The organism is Methylobacterium sp. C33D (assembly GCF_053345825.1).
This window is the reverse complement of record NZ_JBKFAV010000004.1, coordinates 82,483-103,299: the sequence shown is the minus strand read 5'-3', so window position 1 is coordinate 103,299 and position 20,817 is coordinate 82,483. Positions and strand designations below refer to the sequence as shown.

Annotated in this window: 20 protein-coding genes; 9 read left to right on the top strand and 11 right to left on the bottom strand. The window is 72.5% G+C overall.

The window, feature by feature from the left end; translation table 11 throughout:
- Nucleotides 1–5 precede the first annotated feature (5 nt).
- Nucleotides 6–1,670, bottom strand: coding sequence for a DHA2 family efflux MFS transporter permease subunit (locus tag ACLBXO_RS04075; RefSeq protein WP_331313524.1), 1,665 nt, complete (start codon nt 1,668–1,670; stop codon nt 6–8).
- Entirely contained in the window at nt 1,667–2,944 is a 1,278-nt protein-coding gene (locus ACLBXO_RS04070) for an HlyD family secretion protein (RefSeq protein ID WP_447684579.1), read from the bottom strand. Before ACLBXO_RS04070 ends, ACLBXO_RS04075 begins: the two co-directional genes overlap by 4 nt.
- A 193-nt stretch (nt 2,945–3,137) precedes the next feature.
- On the opposite strand from ACLBXO_RS04070, the gene ACLBXO_RS04065 reads away from it, so the two are divergent.
- Complete coding sequence (locus ACLBXO_RS04065; protein WP_447684578.1) at nt 3,138–3,800, top strand: HdeD family acid-resistance protein; 663 nt, start codon at nt 3,138–3,140, stop codon at nt 3,798–3,800.
- Nucleotides 3,801–3,960: 160 nt separating this feature from the next.
- Complete coding sequence (locus ACLBXO_RS04060) at nt 3,961–6,423, top strand: PBP1A family penicillin-binding protein (RefSeq protein ID WP_447684577.1); 2,463 nt, start codon at nt 3,961–3,963, stop codon at nt 6,421–6,423.
- 4 nt (nt 6,424–6,427) lie between these two features.
- On the opposite strand, the gene ACLBXO_RS04055 is transcribed toward ACLBXO_RS04060, so the two are convergent.
- A complete protein-coding gene (locus ACLBXO_RS04055) occupies nt 6,428–6,856 on the bottom strand; it encodes a DUF1810 domain-containing protein (RefSeq protein WP_331313528.1) in 429 nt (142 codons plus the stop codon).
- 114 nt (nt 6,857–6,970) lie between these two features.
- Here ACLBXO_RS04055 and ACLBXO_RS04050 point away from each other — a divergent pair, with 114 nt between their 5' ends.
- The gene (locus tag ACLBXO_RS04050; protein WP_447684576.1) at nt 6,971–7,348 is read left to right on the top strand and encodes a hypothetical protein; all 378 of its coding nucleotides are present in this window, start codon (nt 6,971–6,973) and stop codon (nt 7,346–7,348) included.
- 55 nt (nt 7,349–7,403) lie between these two features.
- On the opposite strand, the gene ACLBXO_RS04045 is transcribed toward ACLBXO_RS04050, so the two are convergent.
- Nucleotides 7,404–7,673: a hypothetical protein gene (locus ACLBXO_RS04045; RefSeq protein WP_331313530.1), complete on the bottom strand. Its 270-nt coding sequence runs from the start codon at nt 7,671–7,673 to the stop codon at nt 7,404–7,406.
- Nucleotides 7,674–7,878: 205 nt separating this feature from the next.
- Between ACLBXO_RS04045 and ACLBXO_RS04040 the strand changes: the two genes are divergently transcribed.
- Entirely contained in the window at nt 7,879–8,151 is a 273-nt protein-coding gene (locus ACLBXO_RS04040) for a DUF2061 domain-containing protein (RefSeq protein WP_331313531.1), read from the top strand.
- Nucleotides 8,152–8,233: 82 nt separating this feature from the next.
- Nucleotides 8,234–9,031: a 3-oxoadipate enol-lactonase gene (pcaD, locus tag ACLBXO_RS04035; protein ID WP_447684575.1), complete on the top strand. Its 798-nt coding sequence runs from the start codon at nt 8,234–8,236 to the stop codon at nt 9,029–9,031.
- A 73-nt stretch (nt 9,032–9,104) separates the two neighbouring features.
- Here pcaD and ACLBXO_RS04030 read toward each other — a convergent pair whose 3' ends face one another.
- The 7 genes from ACLBXO_RS04030 to ACLBXO_RS04000 form a co-directional block, all read right to left on the bottom strand.
- Nucleotides 9,105–9,419: a hypothetical protein gene (locus ACLBXO_RS04030; protein ID WP_447684574.1), complete on the bottom strand. Its 315-nt coding sequence runs from the start codon at nt 9,417–9,419 to the stop codon at nt 9,105–9,107.
- 364 nt (nt 9,420–9,783) lie between these two features.
- Nucleotides 9,784–10,197 (bottom strand): EF-hand domain-containing protein, encoded by a 414-nt coding sequence (locus ACLBXO_RS04025; protein WP_331313534.1) that lies wholly within the window; start codon nt 10,195–10,197, stop codon nt 9,784–9,786.
- A 195-nt stretch (nt 10,198–10,392) separates the two neighbouring features.
- The gene (locus tag ACLBXO_RS04020) at nt 10,393–10,638 is read right to left on the bottom strand and encodes a hypothetical protein (RefSeq protein WP_447684573.1); all 246 of its coding nucleotides are present in this window, start codon (nt 10,636–10,638) and stop codon (nt 10,393–10,395) included.
- A 98-nt stretch (nt 10,639–10,736) separates the two neighbouring features.
- Nucleotides 10,737–12,356 (bottom strand): ABC transporter substrate-binding protein, encoded by a 1,620-nt coding sequence (locus tag ACLBXO_RS04015; RefSeq protein ID WP_447684572.1) that lies wholly within the window; start codon nt 12,354–12,356, stop codon nt 10,737–10,739.
- A 153-nt stretch (nt 12,357–12,509) separates the two neighbouring features.
- Nucleotides 12,510–13,571: an MBL fold metallo-hydrolase gene (locus tag ACLBXO_RS04010; RefSeq protein ID WP_447684571.1), complete on the bottom strand. Its 1,062-nt coding sequence runs from the start codon at nt 13,569–13,571 to the stop codon at nt 12,510–12,512.
- A 117-nt stretch (nt 13,572–13,688) separates the two neighbouring features.
- Complete coding sequence (locus ACLBXO_RS04005) at nt 13,689–13,925, bottom strand: DUF6894 family protein (protein WP_331313538.1); 237 nt, start codon at nt 13,923–13,925, stop codon at nt 13,689–13,691.
- Between the two features lie 592 nt (nt 13,926–14,517).
- Nucleotides 14,518–15,744 (bottom strand): transglycosylase SLT domain-containing protein, encoded by a 1,227-nt coding sequence (locus ACLBXO_RS04000; protein WP_331313582.1) that lies wholly within the window; start codon nt 15,742–15,744, stop codon nt 14,518–14,520.
- A gap of 349 nt (nt 15,745–16,093) precedes the next feature.
- Between ACLBXO_RS04000 and ACLBXO_RS03995 the strand changes: the two genes are divergently transcribed.
- The 4 genes from ACLBXO_RS03995 to ACLBXO_RS03980 all read left to right on the top strand — a co-directional run bounded on the left by ACLBXO_RS03995 (nt 16,094) and on the right by ACLBXO_RS03980 (nt 20,679).
- Nucleotides 16,094–17,284 (top strand): inositol-3-phosphate synthase, encoded by a 1,191-nt coding sequence (locus ACLBXO_RS03995; protein WP_331313539.1) that lies wholly within the window; start codon nt 16,094–16,096, stop codon nt 17,282–17,284.
- 244 nt (nt 17,285–17,528) lie between these two features.
- Entirely contained in the window at nt 17,529–18,458 is a 930-nt protein-coding gene (locus tag ACLBXO_RS03990; RefSeq protein ID WP_447684570.1) for a hypothetical protein, read from the top strand.
- 44 nt (nt 18,459–18,502) lie between these two features.
- Entirely contained in the window at nt 18,503–19,684 is a 1,182-nt protein-coding gene (locus ACLBXO_RS03985; RefSeq protein ID WP_331313540.1) for a class I SAM-dependent methyltransferase, read from the top strand.
- Nucleotides 19,684–20,679 (top strand): Gfo/Idh/MocA family protein, encoded by a 996-nt coding sequence (locus ACLBXO_RS03980; RefSeq protein ID WP_447684639.1) that lies wholly within the window; start codon nt 19,684–19,686, stop codon nt 20,677–20,679. The genes ACLBXO_RS03985 and ACLBXO_RS03980 overlap by 1 nt, the downstream gene beginning before the upstream one ends.
- Nucleotides 20,680–20,817: the final 138 nt, after the last annotated feature.

Below are 20,817 nucleotides of genomic sequence, written 5' to 3'. Positions count from 1 at the left end.
GGGCCTCAATGCCCCCCGGCCGGCGCCCCGCCGCCGAGCTTGACGCTCTTCAGGCTCAGCGCCAGCGGGACCGCGCAGGCCGCGACGAGGCCGAGCACCCAGAACACGTCGATATAGGCCCAGTAGGCCACCTGCGTGCTGAGCACGCTCCCGATCCACGCCGTCGCCTGGTTCTGGGCCTCGATCCCGGCGTAGCCGTGCTCGGAGAAGTACTGCGTCGCCTGCCGCATGGTCTCCTGATAGGCCGGCGAGGCCGGGTTGACGCTCTCCACCAGGCGGCTCTGATGGAACTGGCTCCGGTAGGCCAGGATGTTCTGGGCGAGCGAGACACCCATCGAGCCGCCGACGTTGCGGGCGACGTTGATCAGCGCCGAGGCCTGGTCGGTCTGGTCCTTGCGGATCCCCTCGTACGAGGCCGAGGTGATCGACAGGAACACCATCGGCAGGCCGATGCCGATATAGACCCGCGACCACGCGAAGAACGCGAAGGTCGTGCTGCCGTCGATCCGCGTCAGGTCGTACATGCCCAGCGCCACGATGGTCATGCCGGTGGCGATCAGCCATTTGGGCTGGACGTAGGACGAGATCCGGCCGGTCAGGAACATCATCACCACCGTGACGATGCCGCCCGGGCCGAGGACGAGGCCCGACAGGGTGGCGGTGTAGCCGTAATATTCCTGCGTGATCTGCGGGATGAACTGCGTGGTGGCGATCAGGATCGCCCCGGTGAACATCATCACCAGGAAGCACGAGCCGAACTGGCGGTTGCCGATCAGCCGGAGGTCGACGGCCGGGTTCTCCCGGGTCAGCAGCCACGGGATCATGGCGATGAACGAGACGACCATCAGCGCGCCGGACACGTTCATCAGCGTCGAGGTGCCGAACCAGTCCTTCCGCTGGCCCTCGTCGAGGATCACCTCCAGCGAGCCGAGGAACAGGGCGACGAGCACGAAGCCGACAATGTCGAAGCGGATGCCCTTGCGCACCAGGGCGCGGCGCTCCTTCTTGGCCGCCTCGCTGTCCTCGATCAGCCAGTACATCAGCCCGAGCGCGACGACGCCCACCGGCCCGTTGATCAGGAAGCACCAGTGCCAGGAGGCGTTGTCGGAGAGCCAGCCGCCCAGCGTCGGGCCGATCACCGGCGCCACCACGATGGCGACCCCGTAGAGCGCGAAGGCCTGGCCGCGCTTCTCCGGCGGGAAGGAGTCGGCGAGGATCGACTGCGCGAGCGGCGCCATGCCGCCGCCGCCGAGGCCCTGCATCACCCGGAACAGCAGCAGCGATTCCAGGCTCCAGGCGAAGCCGCACAGGATCGACGAGACGGTGAACAGCGCCACCGACCACATGAAGAAAGCCTTGCGGCCGTAGCGCTTGGCCAGGAAGCTCGACGCCGTCAGGGTGATCGCGTTGGCGACGAGGTAGCTCGTCACCACCCAGGCCGCCTCGTCCGGACCGACCGCGAGGCCGCCCGAGATGTAGCGCAGGGCCACGTTGGCGATGGTGGTATCGAGCACCTCCATGAAGGTCGCCAGCGCGACCACGCCGGCGATCAGCCACGGATTGTGGCCGCCCGGCGCCTTGCCGGACCCGGCCCCGCTTCCTCTGGCCTTGCCCCCACCCGACCCGCGCCCGGGCGCGGCCGCGCTCCCCTGGCCGGCCACGGCGCTCACCGCACCGTGACGGTCGGGACGATCGACATGCCCGGGCCGATCGATACGTCCGTCGGCCAGCTCTTGACCACGATCTTGACCGGGATGCGCTGGGTCACCTTCACGTAGTTGCCGGTGGCGTTCTGCGCCGGCAGCAGGCTGAAGGCGGTGCCCGAGCCCGGCTGCACCGAGGCCACCGTGCCCTGGATCTTGCGGCCGGGATACGCGTCGATCTCGATGGCGACCGGCTGGCCCGGCCGCATGTCGGTGATCTGCGTCTCCTTGAAGTTCGCCGTCACCCAGATGTCGTCGGGCACGAACATCGCCAGGGTCTGGCCGGCCTGGGCGAGCTGGCCGACGCCGCCGGTGAGCCGCACGACGCGGCCGGCCTGCACGGCGCGGACCGTCGTGTAGCCGAGGTTCAGCTCGGCCTGCTCGACCTGGGCCCGGTCGCGGCCGAGCTGCGCCTGGGTCGAGGCCTTCTGGGCCTGGAGCGAGCCGACCTGCTTCTGCGCGGCGACCACGCTGGCATTGGCGCTCTGCACGGCCGCCTGCCGCTGCTGCAGCGTCGAGGTCGCCGACTGCGACTGCTGGACCGAGCCGGAGCCGCGCTCGGCGAGGTCCTTGTAGCGGGCCGCGTCCTCCTGGGCGAACTTCAGCGCCGCCTCGGCGGTGGCGACCTGCGCCTTGGACACCTCGATGTTGGCGTACTGCGCCTGGATCTGCGCGTCGATGTTCTTGATGCCGGCCTCGTCGGCGGCGACCTGCGCCTTCGCCTGGTCGAGGGCGATGTCGTAGTCGCGCTGGAAGACCTGGAACAGGATCTGGCCGGCCTCGACGTGCTGGTTGTCGGTGACCGGCACGTCGACGAGGTAGCCGCCGACCTTCGGCTGGATCGAGATGCTGCGGGCGTCGACGAAGGCGTCGTCGGTGCTCTCGTACGGGTGCATGTAGAGCAGCCAGTAGAAGAACACCCCGACGCAGAGCGCGACGACCGCGAGCCCGCCGAGCAGGAACGCGAGCGGGTGGCGCCGCAGGACGTTGGGGCGCCGCGCCTCGTCCCCGTCGTCGTCGGATCCCGCCGCGTCGTCGTCGGCCTGCCCGTCCTGCGCCTCGGACGCGTCGCCGGCCTCGTCCGCGCCGGGCTCGCGCGCGGTCTCGCGGTCGGTCCCGCGGTCCGCGGCCGGCGCGGCGCGGCCGAGATCGAGCACGTCGCGCTCGCGCGCGACGGCCCGGCCGTCGGCAGGCCGCGGGCGCGCCTCGTCCTCGGAGAGGTGCCGCTGATCGTCAAACATGGGAAGTCGTCGCCCGATGGGCCGGCCACCCGAAAGTGACCGGGCTTGTCGCATCGCCCGCCTCAGGCAGCAAAAGCCGGCCGCAGGCTCAAGGTTCCATGCGCAGATCAGCCCGCCTAGGAACGCATGCCGCACTGCGGCGTTCTGCGCCCGGAACCTTTGCCGTTCCCGGCCCAAGGCCCAGGAGTTCGCCATGACCAGCAGCCCGTCCCCGACGCCGAACCGCCCCGGATCCGGTCCCGCGACCACGCCCTCCGGCATCCCGCTCGTCGGGGTGGCGCGCCTCGACGCGATGAGCGCGGCGCTCGCGCGGAACTGGTGGCTCGTCGCCCTGCGCGGCGTCATCGCGATCCTGTTCGGCGCGGTCGCGTTCATCGCCCCGGGCGCCTTCGTGCTCTCCCTGGTGCTGTTCTTCGCCGCCTACATGCTCGCCGACGGCGTCTTCGCCGTCGTGGGCGCGGTCCGGGCCGCGCAGCGCCACGAGCGGTGGGGCTTCCTGCTGATCGAGGGCCTCGTCGACATCGTCGTGGGCGTCGCGGCAGTGCTCATGCCGGCCGCCGCCGTCTGGGCGTTCGTGCTGCTGCTGGCCGTCTGGGCGCTGGTGACCGGCGGCCTGATGATCGCCGCGGCCTTCCGCCTGCACCTCCATTACGGGCGCTGGTGGCTGGTCCTGGGCGGCGTCGTGTCGATCCTGTTCGGGCTCGCGCTGCTCATCAACCCGGGCATGTCGGCGCTGGTGCTGACGTGGTGGATCGGCTCCTACACCTTCGCCTTCGGCATCCTCCTGCTGATCCTGGCCTTCAAGCTGCGCAGCCAGCACGGGGCCGTCGGTCCGGGAGCGCCGCTCGGCCGGTGAGCCGGCCGGGACCGGATCGGCCGCCGTGGCCCGATCCACACGGTCGCGGCGCGATCGACGCCCCGCCGGTCCCGCGACCCCGCACCGGCGGGACACCGGGACGGATGCGGCTTAGAAGGCTCGGTCGGCCGGATCGGCCGGTCCCGGAACACGCACCACGATGACGCCCGACGCGCCGGAACGCGCCCCGGCCGACGGGCCGAAACCGCCGAAGCCGGATCCCGCCGCCGATGCCCCGGACCCGCGGCTCGCCGCCCGGGAGGCCGGCCGCGCCGCGCGCGACCTCGCGCGCCATCTCCGGACCCTCCTCGCCGCGGCCGGGCTCGGCCTCGCGCGGGCCGGCCGGGCCCTGTCGGCGCGCGCGGCGGAGCGCGCGACGCGGACGCGACCGGCCCCGGCGGAGCGCCCGTCTCCCGTCGCCGGGACGGACGCGCGCGTCCTGAACCGGCGCGCGCGCCCGCTCCTCGGCCGCCGGCACCCCGTCCTGCTCGCCGCCGCCGCGGTGGTCCTGCTGCCGGTCCTGGCGCTGGCGATCTACCTGTTCGCGGCCTTCGTGAGCCTGCCGCCGCTGGGCGGCGCCGTGGTCGAGACCGGCCAGAGGGCGATCACCGTCGAGGCCGACGACGGCCGGGTCTTCGCCACCCGCGGCAGCTTCCGCGGCGAGAAGCTCACCGCGGCCGACCTGCCGCCGCACCTCGCCCAGGCGATCGTGGCGATCGAGGACCGCCGCTTCTACAGCCACTGGGGGATCGACCTGCGCGGCCTCGCCCGGGCGGCGTGGCGCAATCTCCGCGGCGGCGGCGTGCGGGAGGGCGGCTCGACCATCACCCAGCAATATGTCCGCCTGATCTCCCTCAACCAGGAGAAGACGCTCTGGCGGAAGGTGCAGGAGGCCTTCCTGGCGCTGCGGGTCGAGTCGACGATGAGCAAGGACGCGATCCTGCTCGGCTACCTCGACGCTGCCTATTTCGGCGCCGGCGCCTACGGCGCCGACGCGGCGGCCCGGCGCTATTTCGGCAAGCCCGCCAAGGCGCTGAACCTGCCGGAATCGGCCATGCTGGCCGGGCTGGTGCGCGCGCCCTCGCAGCTCGCCCCGACCCGCAATCTCGGCGGCGCCAAGGAGCGCGCCGACGTGGTGCTCCAGGCCATGGTCGAGACCGGCGCCATCACGCAGGGAGAGGCCGACGCCGCGCGCAAGCAGAGCGTCACCCTGAAGTCGCCCCCCGAGGCGCCGCCCGGGACCAACTACTTCCTCGACATGATCGCGGGCGACGTGAAGCGACTCGCCGGCACCGACGGCGACATGACGGTGCGCTCGACCCTCAACCTCGACCTGCAGAGCCTCGCCGAGGGCGTCGTGGCCCGCCGCCTCGACAAGGACGGCGCCCGCCGCAAGGTCGGCCAGGCCGCCATGGTGGTGCTGTCGAAGGAGGGCGCGATCCTCGCCATGGTCGGCGGCCGCGACTACGAGGACAGCCAGTTCAACCGCGCCGTCCAGGCCAAGCGCCAGCCCGGCTCCCTGTTCAAGCTGCTCGTCTACCTGACGGCCTACGAGAAGGGCTACACACCGGAATCCGTGATGGTCGACCGCCCGGTCCAGATCGGCGACTGGCAGCCCGAGAACGACGACGGGCGCTATCGCGGGCCCGTGCCCCTGCGGACCGCCTTCGCGCTCTCGATCAACACCGTGGCGGCCCAGCTCGGGCAGGATGTCGGCATCCCGGCGGTGATCGCCACCGCCCGCAAGCTCGGGATCCAGTCGGACCTGCCCAACGTGCCGAGCCTCGTCCTCGGCTCGGGCGCCGTGAGCCTCCTGGAGATGACCCGCGCCTACGGCTCGGTCCTGTCCGGACGCACCCCGCTCCAGGCCTACGGCATCCAGGCGATCCGCGGGGCCGCGCCGCAGCCGCTCTACGTCCGCGCCGACGCGGCCCCGGGCCCGATGCTGGCTCAGGAGCCGCGCACCATGATGCTCGACTCGCTGCAGGCGGTTGTGGAATCCGGCACCGGCCGCGCCGCGCGGGTGCCGGGCCAGATCATCGGCGGCAAGACGGGCACGAGCCAGGATTTCCGCGACGCGTGGTTCGTCGGCATGACGCCGGACCTCGTGGTCGGGATCTGGGTCGGCAACGACGACGACAGCCCGATGAACCGCATGTTCGGCGGCGAGATGCCGGCCGGGATCTTCCACGACTTCGTCCAGCGCGCCGCCGAGAAGCTCGCGAAGGGCAAGCCCCGCCCCTCGGCGGAGCGGGCCGAGCCGGCCCGGGCGGCGGCACCCGCGCCCGCGGCCGAGCCGGCCGCCGTCGGCGAGGTCCGCGGCGTGCCCGAGGTGATCGATACCGGCACCCTCAACCTGCGCGGGCGGGTCGTGCGCCTCCTCGGCGTGGTCGGCGAGCGCGGTCACCTCGCCCGCCAGCTCGCCAGCTACCTGCGCCGCCGCGAGGTGGTGTGCACCGGCCTGTCCGACGGGCCCACGGCCCGCTGCCGCATCGAGGGCGACGACCTCGCCGGGCTGATCCTGGCGGCGGGCGGCGCCCGCGCCTCGGAGGACGCGCCGCCGGACCTCCTGGGCGCGGAGGAGCAGGCCCGCGCCGAGCGGGTCGGCCTGTGGGGCCGGTGAGATCCTAGTCCGCCCCGAGCGCCGCCATGGTCCGCGGGTCGGGAACGCCGTCGAAGTAGCGCGCCAGCGCCTCGGCGAAGAGCGGCTCCCCCGGCACGGCGCGGGCGAACAGCGTCATGCTGGAGCGGAACTTCAGGTCGTCGGGCGAGCCGAAGATCGCGTGGGCCGAGCGCCCGGCGACGGCGTTGACGGCCGCCGTGCAGGCGCGCAGGCGCGCGCCGAGCACCGGGTGCGCCGCGTAGGCCTCGGCCTCGGCGAGGGACCCGATGGCGTAACGCTGGGCCATCGGGCTCGCGCCGAGCCCGGCGATCTGCGGGAAGACGAACCACATCCAGTGGCTGCGCTTGTCGCCGGCCTCCAATTCCGCCAGGGCGCGCGCGTAGACGCCCTCCTGCGCGGCGACGAAGCGGCCGAGTTCGTAGGTGTCGGTCATGCGCGGCTCCGATGCTCCGGTCCTGCCCGGTCAACCGCGCGGCGCCGGTCGGGGATGCAGGCGCGCGGCCGCGCCGCCGCAGACGCCGTCCCGGGATTGGTGTATGCGCCGCCCATGCTCGGAGCGCTCGTCGCCTTCATGGTCGCGAACCCGGCGGTGAGCCACGCGCTGACGGCGATCCCCGAGACCGCCGGAGTGGCGGCCGCGCTGATCCTGCTGCGCAGTCCCCGCCCGGAAGGCGTCGCGGCGCTCGTGGTCTCGACCTACTATTACGGCCGCGAGGCCGGGCAGCGGGAGCACGACATCAAGCACGCCGGCTGGGACGCCGTGCAGGCGCATCTCGGCGCCGAGTTCCTGTACGGCTGGTCGCTGCCGAACCTGCAGCAATGGGTGGCGCCGACCTGCGCGGCCTGGGCGGTCGCGGCAACGATCTACCTGATCCGGTCGCGGACGGCCCGTGCGGCGCCCCTTCGGCCGCCGGGGTGCCGGTGATCCTGACGGGCAGCTCGCCCGGCCCGGCGCGCGATCGCGTGCGCCGGTGCCAGGTTCAGGCGCGGGTGAACGGCCCGTCCGACGGCCCGATCTCGCTCCGGTCCCCGAGCAGCCGCCGGCCCGAGGCGATGATCTGGACCGTCTCGCGGCTGCTGCACTGCCGCCGTGCCAGGGCCTCCAGGTCGCGCAAATAGTCGATCACCGGGCTGCGCTGCCTGTCGGCCCGGCCGATCACCGGCTCGACCTTCGCGGTTACCAGACCGCCGACCGTGTCCCAGAACTCCGCCGGACGGATCGCGGCGTCGCCGATCGCGGGCTCGTGCATCGCTGACCTCCTCTGGCCTCGTCACCGCACTTGTCGAGCGTTTCGGCCGGCGGTGCATTAGCCCATGTTGGAGACGGTCCTCCGGATCGCCGGGCTCGCGGCATCGTCATCCGCGCGCCCGGAGATCCGGCGGGGCGGCCTCGGGTGCGTGCCCCTCATCGACCGCGCCGCCGCCGGTGTTTCGAATGGACAGCAGGGAGCCCGCATGCCCGCAGACGACGTCCCGACCCAACACGTCCGCGCGCCCGAGCCCGCGCGGACGCGCGCGCCTCCGGCCGGGGAGAGCCGCCTCCGCTCGATCGCGAAGGCCGTGAGCTGGCGCGTCGTGGGGAGCCTCGACACGCTGCTGCTGTCCTATCTGTTCACCGGAAGCGTGCTCGTCGCCGGTTCGATCGCCTCGACCGAGACCGTGACCAAGACCGTGCTGTACTACCTCCACGAACGCGGCTGGGGGCTGATTCCCCTGGGGCGCACCTGAGAGCCGTTCGGGCGGCCGCGAGGCCGGCCCGCTCAACCCCGCCGCCGCGACATCCTGAAGAGCCCGGACCGGAGAGAGCCGTATGCCGCAGATCACCGTCGGAGGACTCGGCCTCCGCTACCACCTCGACGGGCCCGAGGGCGCCCCGGTCGTCGCCTTCTCGAACTCGCTGGGCGCGACCCTGGAGATGTGGGACGCGCTGATGCCGGCGCTCGCGGGACGTTACCGGACGCTGCGCTACGACACGCGCGGCCACGGCGGATCGGAAACGCGCGACGGGCCCGCGGCGATCGCGGACCTGGCCGGAGACCTCGCGGGCCTGCTGGACGCCCTCGGTCTCGGCCGGGCCCATCTGGTCGGGCTGTCGCTCGGCGGGATGACCGTGCAGGCGCTCGCGAGCGCCGACCCGGGGCGGGCGCTCAGCGCCACCCTGATGGCGACGGCGGCCTGCTTGCCGAGCCGCCAGAGCTGGGACAAGCGCGCCGCCACCGTGCGCGCGCAGGGGACGGCGGCCGTGGTCGAGGCGACGCTGGGACGGTGGTTCACGCCGGATTTCGCGGCGCGCGACCCCGAGGCGGTGCGGGCGGTCCGCGCGCGCTTCCTGGCCTGCGATCCGGCCGGCTACGCGGTGTGCTGCGGGGCGATCGGGCGGATGGATCTCCGGCCGGCGCTCGCCGCCATCACCGCGCCGACCCTGGTGATCGCCGGCCGCGACGATCCCTCGACGCCCCCGGCCATGGCCGAGGAGATCTGCGGCGGCATCGCCCAGGCCGAGCTCGTCGTGCTGCCCCGCGCGGCCCACCTGCTCGCCGTCGAGCGCGCCGACGCGGTCGGCGGCTACCTGCGCGCCTTCCTCGACCGCGCCGCCCCGGGCACGTAGCCGGGGGGCTTCTCGGCATCGACCGCGCGGTCGCCTCAGGGGCGGGGATCGCGCGCCGCGAGCGCGCCGCGCCTCAGTGACAGGCGATCCCGACATCGGCGGGCGACATGCCGTGCGCCAAACGCCGCCCAGTGCGCAGCAGCGCCTGTCCGAGCAGCGCGACGGTCAGCCGGTCTCCGTCCTGCTCGGCCAGCCGATAGGCGGCGAGCAGCGCGTCGCCGAGTTCGCCGAGCAGGTCTGACGATTCCGCATCCGCGGCCTCGGCGTCGCTCGCGGCACCCGGGTCGCGCGCGTCGACCGCCGTCGAACCGTGAGTCCCGTCCGCCAGCGCGCACAGTTCCGCGCGGCGCCGCGCGTTCGCTTCGTCCTCGGGTGAGCCGTTGCGCATCGTGTTGGTCCCTCAACCGTCGCGAGGGTGCACCTACAGGTTGCGAACCGTCAACTCCCCCCGAAGGTGCAGGGCGAGCGGTCGAGCGTCGCATCTCCCCGGGGGGCTCAACAACGCGCCGGACGCTTCGCCGATCTGTTCGCCGGCGCGCCCGACCGGACGCTGCGGCGCTGCCGCCCGGCGTCCGGTCGCGGCGGGAGCCGGATCGGAACAGTCGCGGCAATCCACAACTTTTACGTGAAAAACCGACGGGTTCGCGCGGCTCGACGAAGGTGAAGGGTCGGTCAAGACGCAGCGAGGCCCCCGCGATCAGCGCCGCGGGGGCCTCGCTCATCGACGCTCCATCGGGAACGTCCGGTCGGTTTTACTTGATCAGGGCGAGGAGAGCCTTGCCGGCCTTGGAGTTCAGCTCCTTGGCGTCGAGCGTGCCGTCGTTGTCCGGGTCGGCCAGCTTGAAGCGCTCGGCGACGGCCGCGAGGTACTCCTTCTTGTCGAGGGTGCCGTCGCTGTCCGGATCGGCCTGCTTCACGCCGGCCGCGCTCAGGCGGCCCTTCAGCTCCTTGGCGTCGAGCGTGCCGTCCGAGTCTTTCTCGAGGCGGTCGAAGGTCGCCGAGGCCACCGCCTCCACCTCCTTCATGTCGATCGTGCCGTCGCTGTCGGTGTCGATCATCTTGACGGCGCTCGCCCCGCTCATCGGCTTGGCGAACGCGGCCGGAGCAGAGAAGCCGCACACCGCGAGGGTGACCGCCGCGAAGCCACTGATGAAACGAAGGGTCATTGCCAGATGCTCCCGAAATTTGATGCTTGATCTTCCTAGTCGCCGATTCGCCGTGCTGCAAGTGCGAAATGCGGCCTGTGGGCGGCGCGCGCTGTCTCGGGCCGATCGCCGGCGGATCGGCAAAGAGAAGGGGGCCGGCGCGAGCCGGCCCCCGAAGAGGGCGCACAATCGCCGCGCGGCGCGGCGGGCGGCGAATCAGTATCCGTAGCCGCGCCGCATCACCGGGCGGTCGTCGTCGAACCGCTGGCGCCTGTAGAGGCGATCCTCCTCGTAGCCGCGGTCGCGCCGATACTCTTCGCGGCGGAAGTCGCGCTCCCGCTGGCCGCGGGAGCGCAGGTCGACGCTCGGCCCGTCTGGGCCGATCTCGATACGCTGCGCCGCGGCGGGGACGACGCTCGCGAGGGAGGCGGCCAGGACGGCGCCGGCAAGCAGGGTCTTCATGGGACACTCCGTCGTGCGTTCGAGGTCAAACCCGTCTCCGCACCGATCGTTCCCGATGTTGTCCTGTTCTCCCCGCGCCCGTCACAGGTCCGGCCGGATCAGGCGAGCGTCGCGAGGTCCTGAAACCAGTGCTGCGCCTGGACGTAATTCTTGACCCGCGGTGACAGCGCGTGCGGATTGGTATCGTGTACCACCCAGACCTGGACGGCGTCGTCGACGACGATTTCGTGGATGCGCGCGAGCAGCCGGTTCTGCTCGGCCACGTCGAGGCTCGCCTTCACCTTGTCGCAGAGGGCATCGACCTCGGGATTGCGGTAGTGGCTCCAGTTCACGCCGTTCGGCGCGATCTGCCGCGAATCGTAGAAGCGCAGGATGGCGTAGAACGGGTCGGAGGTGACGTAGGCGATGTTGCCGGCGCTGATCCCCTTGAGGCTCGGATCCGCGGCGCCCTGGCGCCACGCCGTGTAGGCCACCTCCAGCTCGACGGTCTTGAACTCCACCTGGATGCCGATCTCGGCCCAGCTCTGCTGGACGAACTCGTTGATCGGCAGCGACAGCATCTGCCCGGTGCCGCCGGTCGGGATCAGGACCGTGGCCTTCACGGGGTTCTTCACCGAGTAGCCGGCCTCCTCGACGAGCTTGCGCGCCGCCTCGACGTCGGTCCGGATCTTGAAGCCCGGCTTGCCGAACCACGGGCTCGATTCCTGGACCTGACCGACGGCCGGCTGGGCGAGGCCGCCCATCAGCTCGACGACGCCCGCGCGGTCGATGGCGAGGTTGGCGGCCTTGCGCAGGCGCAGGTCGCGCCAGGGCGATCCCTCCAGCATCGACAGATGGTAGTTCCAGACATGGGGCGTGTCGTTGCCCACGACCCGCATGCCGGCCCCCTTCAGGCGCGGCACCGCGTCGGGCGCGGGCGCCTCGATCAGGTCGACGCTGCCGGACAGGAGCGCGTTCACCCGGGCGAGGTCCTCGGGCACGCAGCTGAGGGTCAGCTTCGCGAGCTTCGGGACCCGCTTCGGGTTCCAATAGCCGACGTTCGGCAGCAGCTCGAGGCGCACCCGCGGCACGAGCTGCCCCATCCGGAACGGCCCGGTCCCCGAGGGCTCGAAGGCGAACTTCGCCCAGTCCTTCCCGACCTTCTCGTACTGCGCCGGCGACGAGATCAGGAACCAGAGCATCTGGTAGGGGAACAGGCTGTCGGGCGTCTTGGTGACGACCTGGACGGTCTTGGCGTCGAGCTTCCGGTAGCTCGCGACCCCGGGCAGGCGCGGGCGGACCTGGGCCGCCTGCCGCTGGTCGAAATGCGGCGCCTCCTTGTTCAGCACCTTGTCGAAGTTCCAGATCACCGCGTCGGCGTCGAAGGCCGAGCCGTCGTGGAAGGCCACGCCCTCGCGCAGGTGGAAGGTCCAGACCTTCGGGTCGGCCGGGTCGGCCTCCCAGGCGGTGGCGAGGCCGGGCACCATCTTGCCGGGCCGGTCGGCGACGTCGAGTTCCCAGGCGACCAGGGGATCGTAGAGGGTGAGCCCGGTGAACTGGTAGCCGCCCGCGCCCCGGTCCGGCTGGCCGGTGGTCAGCGGCAGGTCGGTCATCGAGATGCCGTAGGTCAGGGTGCCGGGGGCCGCGCCCTGCGCGCCGGCCCGGCCCGCCGCCCCCAGTGCCGCCAGGGCGACGCCCCCGGCCATCAGGGATCGGCGTGTCGGCTTGATCGGGTCCATCGTGTCTCTCGGCTGAAGGCGCGGGCGCCGCACGGAACGGCACCCGTCCTCGGGCGCGCGGCGGCGCTGCCCGGGCCTCCACCCCATGCTGCATACAGAATGATGCACGCATCGTGCCCAATGACCGTCGGCGCGTCCGGACGGCCGCCCGGGTCAGGCCTCCCAGACCTGGCCGGGCCGCAGGGCCAGGAAGCGCTCGGCCGGGATGCCGGCCCCGCCGAGGGCCGCCGCCAGGGCCTCGGCGGGCCGCTCGACGCCCTCGTCGGTGAGCTGGAACGTGCCCCAGTGGTGGCCGAGGGCCTGCTCGGCGCCGAGCAGGGTGAGGACCTTCACGGCCTCGGCCGGGTCGACGTGCTGCGCCTGCATGAACCAGCGCGGCTCGTAGGCGCCGATCGGCAGCGTCGCGAGGCGCGGCGGCCCGAAGCGGGCCCTCACGTCGGAGAAGAGCGCGCCGTCGCCGAAGCCGGTGTCGCCGACATGGTAGTGCACGCCGCGGGGCGAGGTGATCACGAAGGCGCACCACAGCGCCATCCGCCGATCGTTGACGCCCCGGGCCGACCAGTGGTTCGCGGGCGTCAGGTGGATCTGCAGCCCGTCGCCGAGATCGACCGACTGCCCCCAGTCGCGGGTCTCGACGTGCATCGTGTCGTCGTAGCCGCGCAGGATCGTGTCGTTGCCCAGCGGCGCCACGATCAGCGGCTGGTGCGCCTGCCAGAGCCGGGCGAGGCTCGGCCCGTCGAGATGGTCGTAGTGGTTGTGGGTGATCAGCACCGCGTCGATCGGCGGCAGGTCGGCGAAGGCGATGCCCGGCGGGTTGACGCGCTTCGGCCCCGCGAAGCGGACCGGGCTCGCCCGCTTGGCGAAGACCGGGTCGATCAGGATGTTCCGGCCGGCGACCTGCACGAGGTAGCTCGCGTGGCCGATCAGCACGACCCGCAAGCCTTCGACGCGCTCGGGCGGCCGGTCGGCCGGGTAGGGGCTGGGGAAGCTCTTCGGCCAGGGCTCGCGCTGCCGCTTGGCCTGCCAGCGCAGGACGTCGGGGAGCGCCTTGTCGGTCGACTGACCCGGCCGGAAGAAGCGCAGCCCGTCGAAATGGTCGGAGGTCGGGCCGCGGTAGTAGGGATTCCGGCCGCGCCGGTGCGCGGCGTAGCCGACGCCGCCGAGCGTCATGACCGTGGCCGCACTCGCGACCGTGAGCAGGCTGCGCCGTTTCATGGATCCGAGATGGCCGGAACCGGGGGGCGGTCAAGCGCTGCCCCGGCGCGGCGGCGCGCCTCAGGGCGGGCTCGGCGCGGTCTCAGGTGGACGACGGCCGCGCGGAGCGGGTCCCTCTCACTCCACCATCTCGGCGGCGAGGGACAGGCGCGCCCGGTAGACCACCTTGCCGACGCCGTCGCGGACGCAGGCCACGTAATCCTGACGCTCGACGTCCGGCAGCATGTCGCGGGCGATCGCCGACATGATGCGCGTGACCTTCGCGCGCGCCGCCGGCAGGTCCGGCAGGTCGAACCCGACCTCATCGTGGATCGGCTGCGCGCCGTCGTGCAGGTCGATGAAGTAGCGGGGCATCGGCGCCAAGCATCTCTAAGAGAAGTAGTCTGCCGACAGGATTGGTCTTGCTATGGTTAACAGTGCCTTAAAAGCCGAGCTTTGAGGCCGCGCGGTGGTCCCTCGGCGGCCGGTCGGGATCCGGTGTCCAGGCCCCGATGGGACTCACCCGATCCGCCCCGTCGCGCCGGGGGGGCGCCGCGGGCCAGCCCGGGATCCGGACTCGGCGTGGACCTGTCTCCTGTGCGGGTGGCGGTTGGGGTGAGGGATCGGGTCTTTCCGGAGAGGTCGCACCCCTCGCTCGGTCGCTCTCCGGAGGGATCACGGGCCGGCCCGCGCTGCTCATCGAGGAGCCCGACTCGGCCAGGGCCGATTCGGGAGGAGAGGGGGCCTCGCGCCCGATGCGCCACGGGGTGGGCGACCGCCCCGATCCGAGTCGGGCGGGCTCCGGGTCCCGCCGCTTCGGCGCGTCCGGGTCCGGCGACGAAGCCCGGGATGATGCCCGGGCGACTTCGTCGGGAGATCGAGCGGGAAGGGCGGGCGATCCGACGAATCCGGCGCACCGAGGCGCCGATCCGACGGGCTCAGGAAAGCCGGCAGCCCGGCGGGGTCCTCACACCCCGTCCGGCGGCAGCGCCTCCGTCACCTCGACGCGGCGATTGCCGGCCACCGGAGCCGTCTCCTCGGTGGCGGCGACGTCGCTCTGGGCCGGCGCCTTGTCGAGGGCCTCGGCGACCGCCGCCACGCCCTGATATCGGGTCAGCCGCCGGTCGATCATGCCGTCGATCCGGTCGTGCAGCTCGGACACGGTCAGGCTGCGGCGCTTGCCGCCCGTCTTCTCGGTGAACAGGCCGCGATTGGCCCGCGCCGCGGTGCGGAACTCGCGGCCGGCGACCTCGTCGGGCTTCTCGGAGGAGAGCGACAGGAAGCGCCCGGCGCTCGCCGTGCCGAGGAAATGGGCGAGGTACAGCTCGGTCGTGGTGAGCGCGCGCCCGACCCGGGCCTCGATCCGGTCGCGGTCGCGCTTGATCAGCTCGGCCGCCATCAGGGCGGCGACGCGCGGGTCGTTGCGCAGGCCGAGCACCCGGGCGCGCATGCTGCCCGTCACGGTGATCGCGGCGCCCCGGCCCTTCACGGCCGCGGCCTCGTCGGCGAGCCCGTAGCGCGCGCCGTAGTCGCGGATCATCTCCAGCCAGGTGCGGGCGACGAACTGGAACAGGCCCTGCGCCGAGGAGGTCGCGGCCTTCGCCTGGGTGTCGAAGCTCGATTCCTTGTCGGCCAGCGCCATCATGTAGACGGGATCGACGCCAGCCTCGTCGGAGGCCTTGACGATCGTGTCGACCACCGTGCGCGGCACGCTGCGCTCGCCGAACTTGACCGCGTCCTGATCCTGCGTCACCCGCGGCAGGGCCGCGAGGTCGTCCTGGATCAGGGCCGTGGTGGCCGGTTCCTGCTCCGGCACGGGCAGGCCGTTCCAGGCAGCCTCTGCCGGGGCCGCGGGCGCCTCGGCGGGAACCGCGGGCTCGGATGCGGGTTGAGCGAGGGCCTGCGCGGCGCGCGGGCTGGTGTCCACCCGGTCGTGGGCCTGGGCGGCCGGCGCGAAGTAGGCGGGCGCGAAGGCGGCCTGCGGCAGGCCGAACCCGGCGACGAGCCCGAGGGCCAGCGTCCCGGAGATCCGGCCGAGGCCGGTGCGGCGAAGTGACCGGCGCCCTGCTCTGCGCCCGGCCCGCGGCAGCCACGCCACGGCTTCGTCCTCGAAAGCGCCCGTGCCGGTCAGGGTCCGCGGCACGAGTCGGTTCACGTCGTCGGCGCGACGCGCCGGCTCCGGGAAAACCCCCATCATTGGTCCTCTTCAGATCGGTCCTTGCGTCCGCCCGGCTCTGTCGGCCGGGTTTCTTCTGGAAGCGGCGGCCCTATCGACGCCCGCCGTGACCAGAATGGGACGGCCCCGTGATCCAAGCGTGGCACGGTCAAGGAAGGGTTAACCCTGCCCCTTAGGGCCGCGTTAACGCCGCCCGCGCGCCGGCGGCCGGCCGCGCGCGGGACGACGGCGGGGCGATGTTGTCGCATTCGGCTTGGAACGGAGCACCGCGGAGCCAGTTAGGTACGGCCCCGGGGGGGGCGAACTTCCGTCCTCGGACGGACCCTTCAAGACGCCACCCGCGTCCCCACAAGGACATCATTTTCCGATGAGCATGCAGTCCGGTCGCCGCGTCGGTGTCGCCTTCGTTGGCATGGGGGGCGCCGTCGCCACCACCGCCATCGCCGGCATCGAGATGATCAAATCCGGCTCCAACCGCCTCGACGGGCTGCCGCTCGCCGGTCTCTCCGTGGCCGGCATGGCCGACTACAAGGATCTCGTCTTCGGCGGCTGGGACCTGAACGGCGACGACCTCGCCTCCGCGGCGGGCGGGCACGGCGTGCTCTCGAAGGACGACATCGAGACCGGCGCGCAGGCGCTCAAGGGCATCACGCCGTGGCCGGCGGTCGGCAGCGCCAAGTTCTGCAAGAACATCGACGGCCAGAACCGGATCGTCGCCAAGGACCACCGCGAGGCGGTCTCGGTGATCGCCAACGATCTCCGCCGCTTCCAGAAGGAGAGCAACCTCGACGACGTGGTCGTTGTGAACCTCGCCTCCACGGAGCGCTGGCCCGACCTCAACGACCCGACCCTCAACTCCACCGCCGCCTTCGAGAAGGGCCTGGATTCGAGCGACGAGGCGATCTCGCCGGCGATGCTCTACGCCTACGCGGCGATCAAGAGCGGCATCCCCTACGCCAACTTCACCCCGAGCGTCGCCGCCGACGTCCCGGCGCTCCTGGAACTCGCCAAGGAGCTGAACGTCCCGGTCGCCGGCAAGGACGGCAAGACCGGCCAGACCATGATGAAGACCGTGCTGGCGCCCGCCCTGAAGGCGCGCGCCCTGCACGTCGACGGCTGGTTCTCGACGAACATCCTGGGCAACCGCGACGGCCTCGCGCTGAACGACCCGAACTCGCTGCAGTCGAAGCTCAACACCAAGGGCACGGTGCTCGACTCGATCCTCGGCTACCCGGTCGAGGACCACCTCGTGCACATCCACTATTACCGCCCGCGCGGTGACGACAAGGAGGCCTGGGACAACATCGACGTCACCGGCTTCATGGGCCAGCGGATGCAGATCAAGGTCAACTTCCTCTGCAAGGACTCGATCCTGGCGGCGCCGCTCGTCATCGAGATCGCCCGCGTCCTCGACCTTGCCCACAAGCGCGGCGACGGCGGCGTGCAGGAGCAGCTCTCGACCTTCTTCAAGGCGCCGATGGTCAAGAACGGCCACGGCCCGGAGCACGCCTTCGGCAAGCAGGAGCAGATGCTCCGCGACTGGCTGGGCGTGCACTGAGGCATCCCGCTTCGACGACCACGGCACGATCTCGGTCCGGCCGCGTCGTCGACGACGGGCCGGAGCCGGCCCCTCTCCCGTGCGGGAGAGGGTTCGGGTGAGGGACCCGGTCTTTCCGGAGAGGTCGCATCCCTCACCCTGTCCCTCTCCCGCACGGGAGAGGGGACCCGCGTCCGACCGGACGACGGGCGCGTCCGCCCCAGCCGCCTGTGAGGCCCCGAGCCTCATCCGGCCGAGAGAAATGATGCTCCGCGAGAACCACCCGTCGCAATCCGGTGCCGCAGCGCCCGAGGCGCTGCGCGACCTCATGGTCGAGATGAACGACCTCAAGCGCGTCCGCTCGGCGGGCCGGCAGGGGTCGATCGCCGAGCGGCTGTTCGCCCAGGGCTGGGGGCTGCTCACCGGCGGCGCCGCGCCCGACGACGTCGCCCTCGACATCGCGGCCGTCACGCTGGCGGCGACGCGCCTCTGCGACCTCGACGCGGCCTTCCTGACCGCGGCGGGGCTCTCCGACGCGGACGCCTCCGCGGTGCTGGTCGCGGGCTTCGACGCCGTCACCGGAGACCTCGATCCGGACCTCCGCGACCGCCTGCGCGCGCGGCTCGCGCCGCGTCCGGCGGGCCGGCCCGGCCCGCTGCCGGGCTTCGTCGCCGCCCTGGCACAGCAGCCGCGGGCGGGCGTCACCTGTCCCGGTCGCGCCCGGATCCTGCTGGAGCCGCCGGAGAACCACGCCGAGCACTGCCTGATCGTGGCGGTCTACGGCGTCTGTCTCAGCCCGTTCTACCGGGCCGATCCCGGCACGGTCTTCCTGGCCGCGATGGCCCACCACTTCCACAACGCCGCGATGCCGGATGCCGGCTTCACCGGCGAGATGCTGCTCGGCGACCATCTCGGGCCGATCATGGCGACCACCACCGCCTGGGCGCTCGCCGAACTCGCCGAGCCCCTGCGGGCCCAGGTCGAGCGCGCCCGCGCGGTGCTGCCCGACGACGCCACGGCCGAGGGCCGCGCCTTCCACGCGGCCGACTGCATCGACCGCGTCCTCCAGATCGCCCAGCATCTCCGCGGGGCCTCGACCACGATGGCGATGGTGCTCGACGAGTGGGAGCTGGTCCATGCCGGCCCGGTGAAGGGCTTCCACGATCGTGTCCTCGCCGACATGCGCATCCCTTGATCGCCGGACCCGGTCGCCCATCTGCCCGGGCGGCCCCGAGAACCATGATCCCGTTCGACATCCTCTCGCCGGATACCGGCAACCCGCTGAAGGCCGACGGCCCGCACGCCCTCCGCGACGCGGAGACCGGCGCGCGCTGGCCCGTGATCGACGGCATCCCGTACCTGCGGATCGACCGCGCGGCCCTGGTCGAGCGGGTGCTCGCCCATCTCGACGCCGGCGAGCCCGACGAGGCGCTGGCCGCCCTGCTGGTCGATCAGGACGATTGGTGGAACGGGCCGCCGGCCGATCCCGCCGGGATCATCCGGCTGATCAGGACGCGCCGCGAGGCGACCCTGCGCGACGCGGTCGACCTGCTCGGCTGGGGCCGCGTCGGCGACTACTTCCTGCACCGCTGGAGCGACCCGACCTTCCTGGCCGGCCTGTCGCTGCTGGAGGCGCACTGGAACGAGCCCGTCTGCGTCTTCGAGTTCGCCTGCGGCATCGGCCACTACCTGCGCGAGCTGCAGCGGCGCGGCTGCAGGGTCGCCGGCGCCGACGTGGTCTTCGCCAAGCTCTGGGTCGCGCGCCACTGGGTCGTCGGCGAGAAGGCGCAGCTCGTCTGCTTCGACGCCGGCTCGCCCCACTGGCCGATCCCGGGGGCGCCGGTCGACCTCGTCGTCTGCAACGACGCCTTCTACTTCCTCGACGACAAGGCGGCGCTCCTCGAGAGCCTCCGCCAGAACGCCGGCGACGACGGCTGGCTGGCGCTCAGCCACATCCACAACCGCGACTGCCCGGGCTTCTCGGCCGGCAGGGCCGTGACCGCGGAGGAGATCGCCGAGTTCTTCCCCGACGCCCTGGTCTACGACGACGCGGAGCTGACCCGGGCGCTGGTGGAGGCGCGGGCGCCCGGCCCGCAGGATCCCGCCGCCCTGCGAACCTGCGAGGCGTTCTCGGTGGTCTGCGGCCCCGGGATGCGCCCGGCGCCGCGCGCCCTGGTCGACGGCCTGACCCTGCCGAAGCCCGGCACGGTTCTGCGGCTCAACCCGCTCTACGTGCCCGAGGGCGACGGCTACGTCGTCCGCTGGCCCTCGGAGCGCTACGAGGCGGAATACGCACCCCGCGCCACCTATCCGCTGCACTCCCCCGGCCCCGAGCACCTGACCTTCACCGAGGACCTCGACGTGCAGGAGACGCAGCGCGTCCGCGTCCGCGAGTTCGTCGACCTGCCGGAGCGCTGGTGATGGACGCGGTCGGCTGGGGCATCGTCGGCTACGGCTGGGTCGCCCGCGACTACATGGAGCCGGGCATCCGTGCCGCCGGGCACCGGCTGGTCGCGGTCAGCGATCCGAACCCGGAGAGCCGCGCCGCGGCCGAGCGAACGGGGGCGCGCGCCCATGCCGATCTCGCCGGCCTCATCGCGGAACCCGACGTCGAGGCCGTCTACGTGGCGACGCCCAATCACCTGCACCGGGGCGCCGTCGAGGCGCTGGCCGCCGCCGGCAAGGCGATCCTGTGCGAGAAGCCGATGGCCGCGACGCTGGGCGACGCCGAGGCCATGGTCCGCGCGGTCGAGTCGGAGGACATCCTCTACGGGACGGCGTTCGACCAGCGGCACCACCCGGCGCATCGGATGATTCGCGCTCAGGTCGAGGCCGGGCGGCTCGGCACGGTCACGGCGGTGCGGATCGTCTACGCCTGCTGGCTCGGGCGCGACTGGTCGGAGGCCGGGCAGCCCAACTGGCGGATCGACGCCGCCCAGGCCGGCGGGGGTGCGCTGATGGACCTCGCCCCGCACGGGCTCGACCTCGTAGATTATCTGCTCGGCGAGCCGATCGCCGACCTCGCGGCCCTGACCCAGACCAAGGCCCAGGATTACGCGGTCGACGACGGCGCCCTGCTGATCGGGCGCACGCCGAGCGGCGCGCTGGCCAGCCTGCACGTCGCCTACAACTGCCCCGACGCGCTGCCCCGCCGCCGCCTGGAGGTTGTCGGCACGAAGGGCCTGCTCGTGGCCGAGAACACAATGGGCCAGACCGCCGGCGGGTCGCTGACCTTCGTCGACGGTGCCGGCGGGCGTTCCGAAGCGCTCGCCTTCGACGCCGACAGCTCACCCTTCACCGAGCAGGTGCGCGCCTTCGGCTCGGCCCTGCGCCGGCCCGAGGAGCGGGTCGCGTATTCGGCGCCCCGAGACCTTCACACGATGCGGCTCGTCGCCCGCGCCTACGGGCAGGGGTAGCGGACAGGACATTCGATCACGCGACCGACTCAAGCATCTCCCACTCACCCCCTCATCCTGAGGTGCCGGAGCGCGGCGGAGGCTGCGAAGGAGCCCTCCTTCGAGGCCCGCTTCGCGGTCACCTCAGGACGAGGGGGG

Coding starts and splice junctions, on each gene's coding strand:
- ACLBXO_RS04045 (WP_331313530.1), bottom strand. CDS start 7,673: ATGCACGAGCCCGCGATCGGCGACGCCGCGATCCGTCCGGCGGAGTTC.
- ACLBXO_RS04005 (WP_331313538.1), bottom strand. CDS start 13,925: ATGCCCCGCTACTTCATCGACCTGCACGACGGCGCGCAGCCGATCCAC.
- ACLBXO_RS04010 (WP_447684571.1), bottom strand. CDS start 13,571: ATGAAACGGCGCAGCCTGCTCACGGTCGCGAGTGCGGCCACGGTCATG.
- ACLBXO_RS04065 (WP_447684578.1), top strand. CDS start 3,138: ATGACCAGCAGCCCGTCCCCGACGCCGAACCGCCCCGGATCCGGTCCC.
- ACLBXO_RS04030 (WP_447684574.1), bottom strand. CDS start 9,419: ATGCGCAACGGCTCACCCGAGGACGAAGCGAACGCGCGGCGCCGCGCG.
- ACLBXO_RS04060 (WP_447684577.1), top strand. CDS start 3,961: ATGACGCCCGACGCGCCGGAACGCGCCCCGGCCGACGGGCCGAAACCG.
- ACLBXO_RS04055 (WP_331313528.1), bottom strand. CDS start 6,856: ATGACCGACACCTACGAACTCGGCCGCTTCGTCGCCGCGCAGGAGGGC.
- ACLBXO_RS04020 (WP_447684573.1), bottom strand. CDS start 10,638: ATGAAGACCCTGCTTGCCGGCGCCGTCCTGGCCGCCTCCCTCGCGAGC.
- ACLBXO_RS04025 (WP_331313534.1), bottom strand. CDS start 10,197: ATGACCCTTCGTTTCATCAGTGGCTTCGCGGCGGTCACCCTCGCGGTG.
- ACLBXO_RS04000 (WP_331313582.1), bottom strand. CDS start 15,744: ATGGGGGTTTTCCCGGAGCCGGCGCGTCGCGCCGACGACGTGAACCGA.
- ACLBXO_RS04070 (WP_447684579.1), bottom strand. CDS start 2,944: ATGTTTGACGATCAGCGGCACCTCTCCGAGGACGAGGCGCGCCCGCGG.
- ACLBXO_RS04015 (WP_447684572.1), bottom strand. CDS start 12,356: ATGGACCCGATCAAGCCGACACGCCGATCCCTGATGGCCGGGGGCGTC.
- ACLBXO_RS03980 (WP_447684639.1), top strand. CDS start 19,684: ATGGACGCGGTCGGCTGGGGCATCGTCGGCTACGGCTGGGTCGCCCGC.
- ACLBXO_RS03990 (WP_447684570.1), top strand. CDS start 17,529: ATGCTCCGCGAGAACCACCCGTCGCAATCCGGTGCCGCAGCGCCCGAG.
- ACLBXO_RS03995 (WP_331313539.1), top strand. CDS start 16,094: ATGAGCATGCAGTCCGGTCGCCGCGTCGGTGTCGCCTTCGTTGGCATG.
- pcaD (WP_447684575.1), top strand. CDS start 8,234: ATGCCGCAGATCACCGTCGGAGGACTCGGCCTCCGCTACCACCTCGAC.
- ACLBXO_RS04040 (WP_331313531.1), top strand. CDS start 7,879: ATGCCCGCAGACGACGTCCCGACCCAACACGTCCGCGCGCCCGAGCCC.
- ACLBXO_RS04050 (WP_447684576.1), top strand. CDS start 6,971: ATGCTCGGAGCGCTCGTCGCCTTCATGGTCGCGAACCCGGCGGTGAGC.
- ACLBXO_RS03985 (WP_331313540.1), top strand. CDS start 18,503: ATGATCCCGTTCGACATCCTCTCGCCGGATACCGGCAACCCGCTGAAG.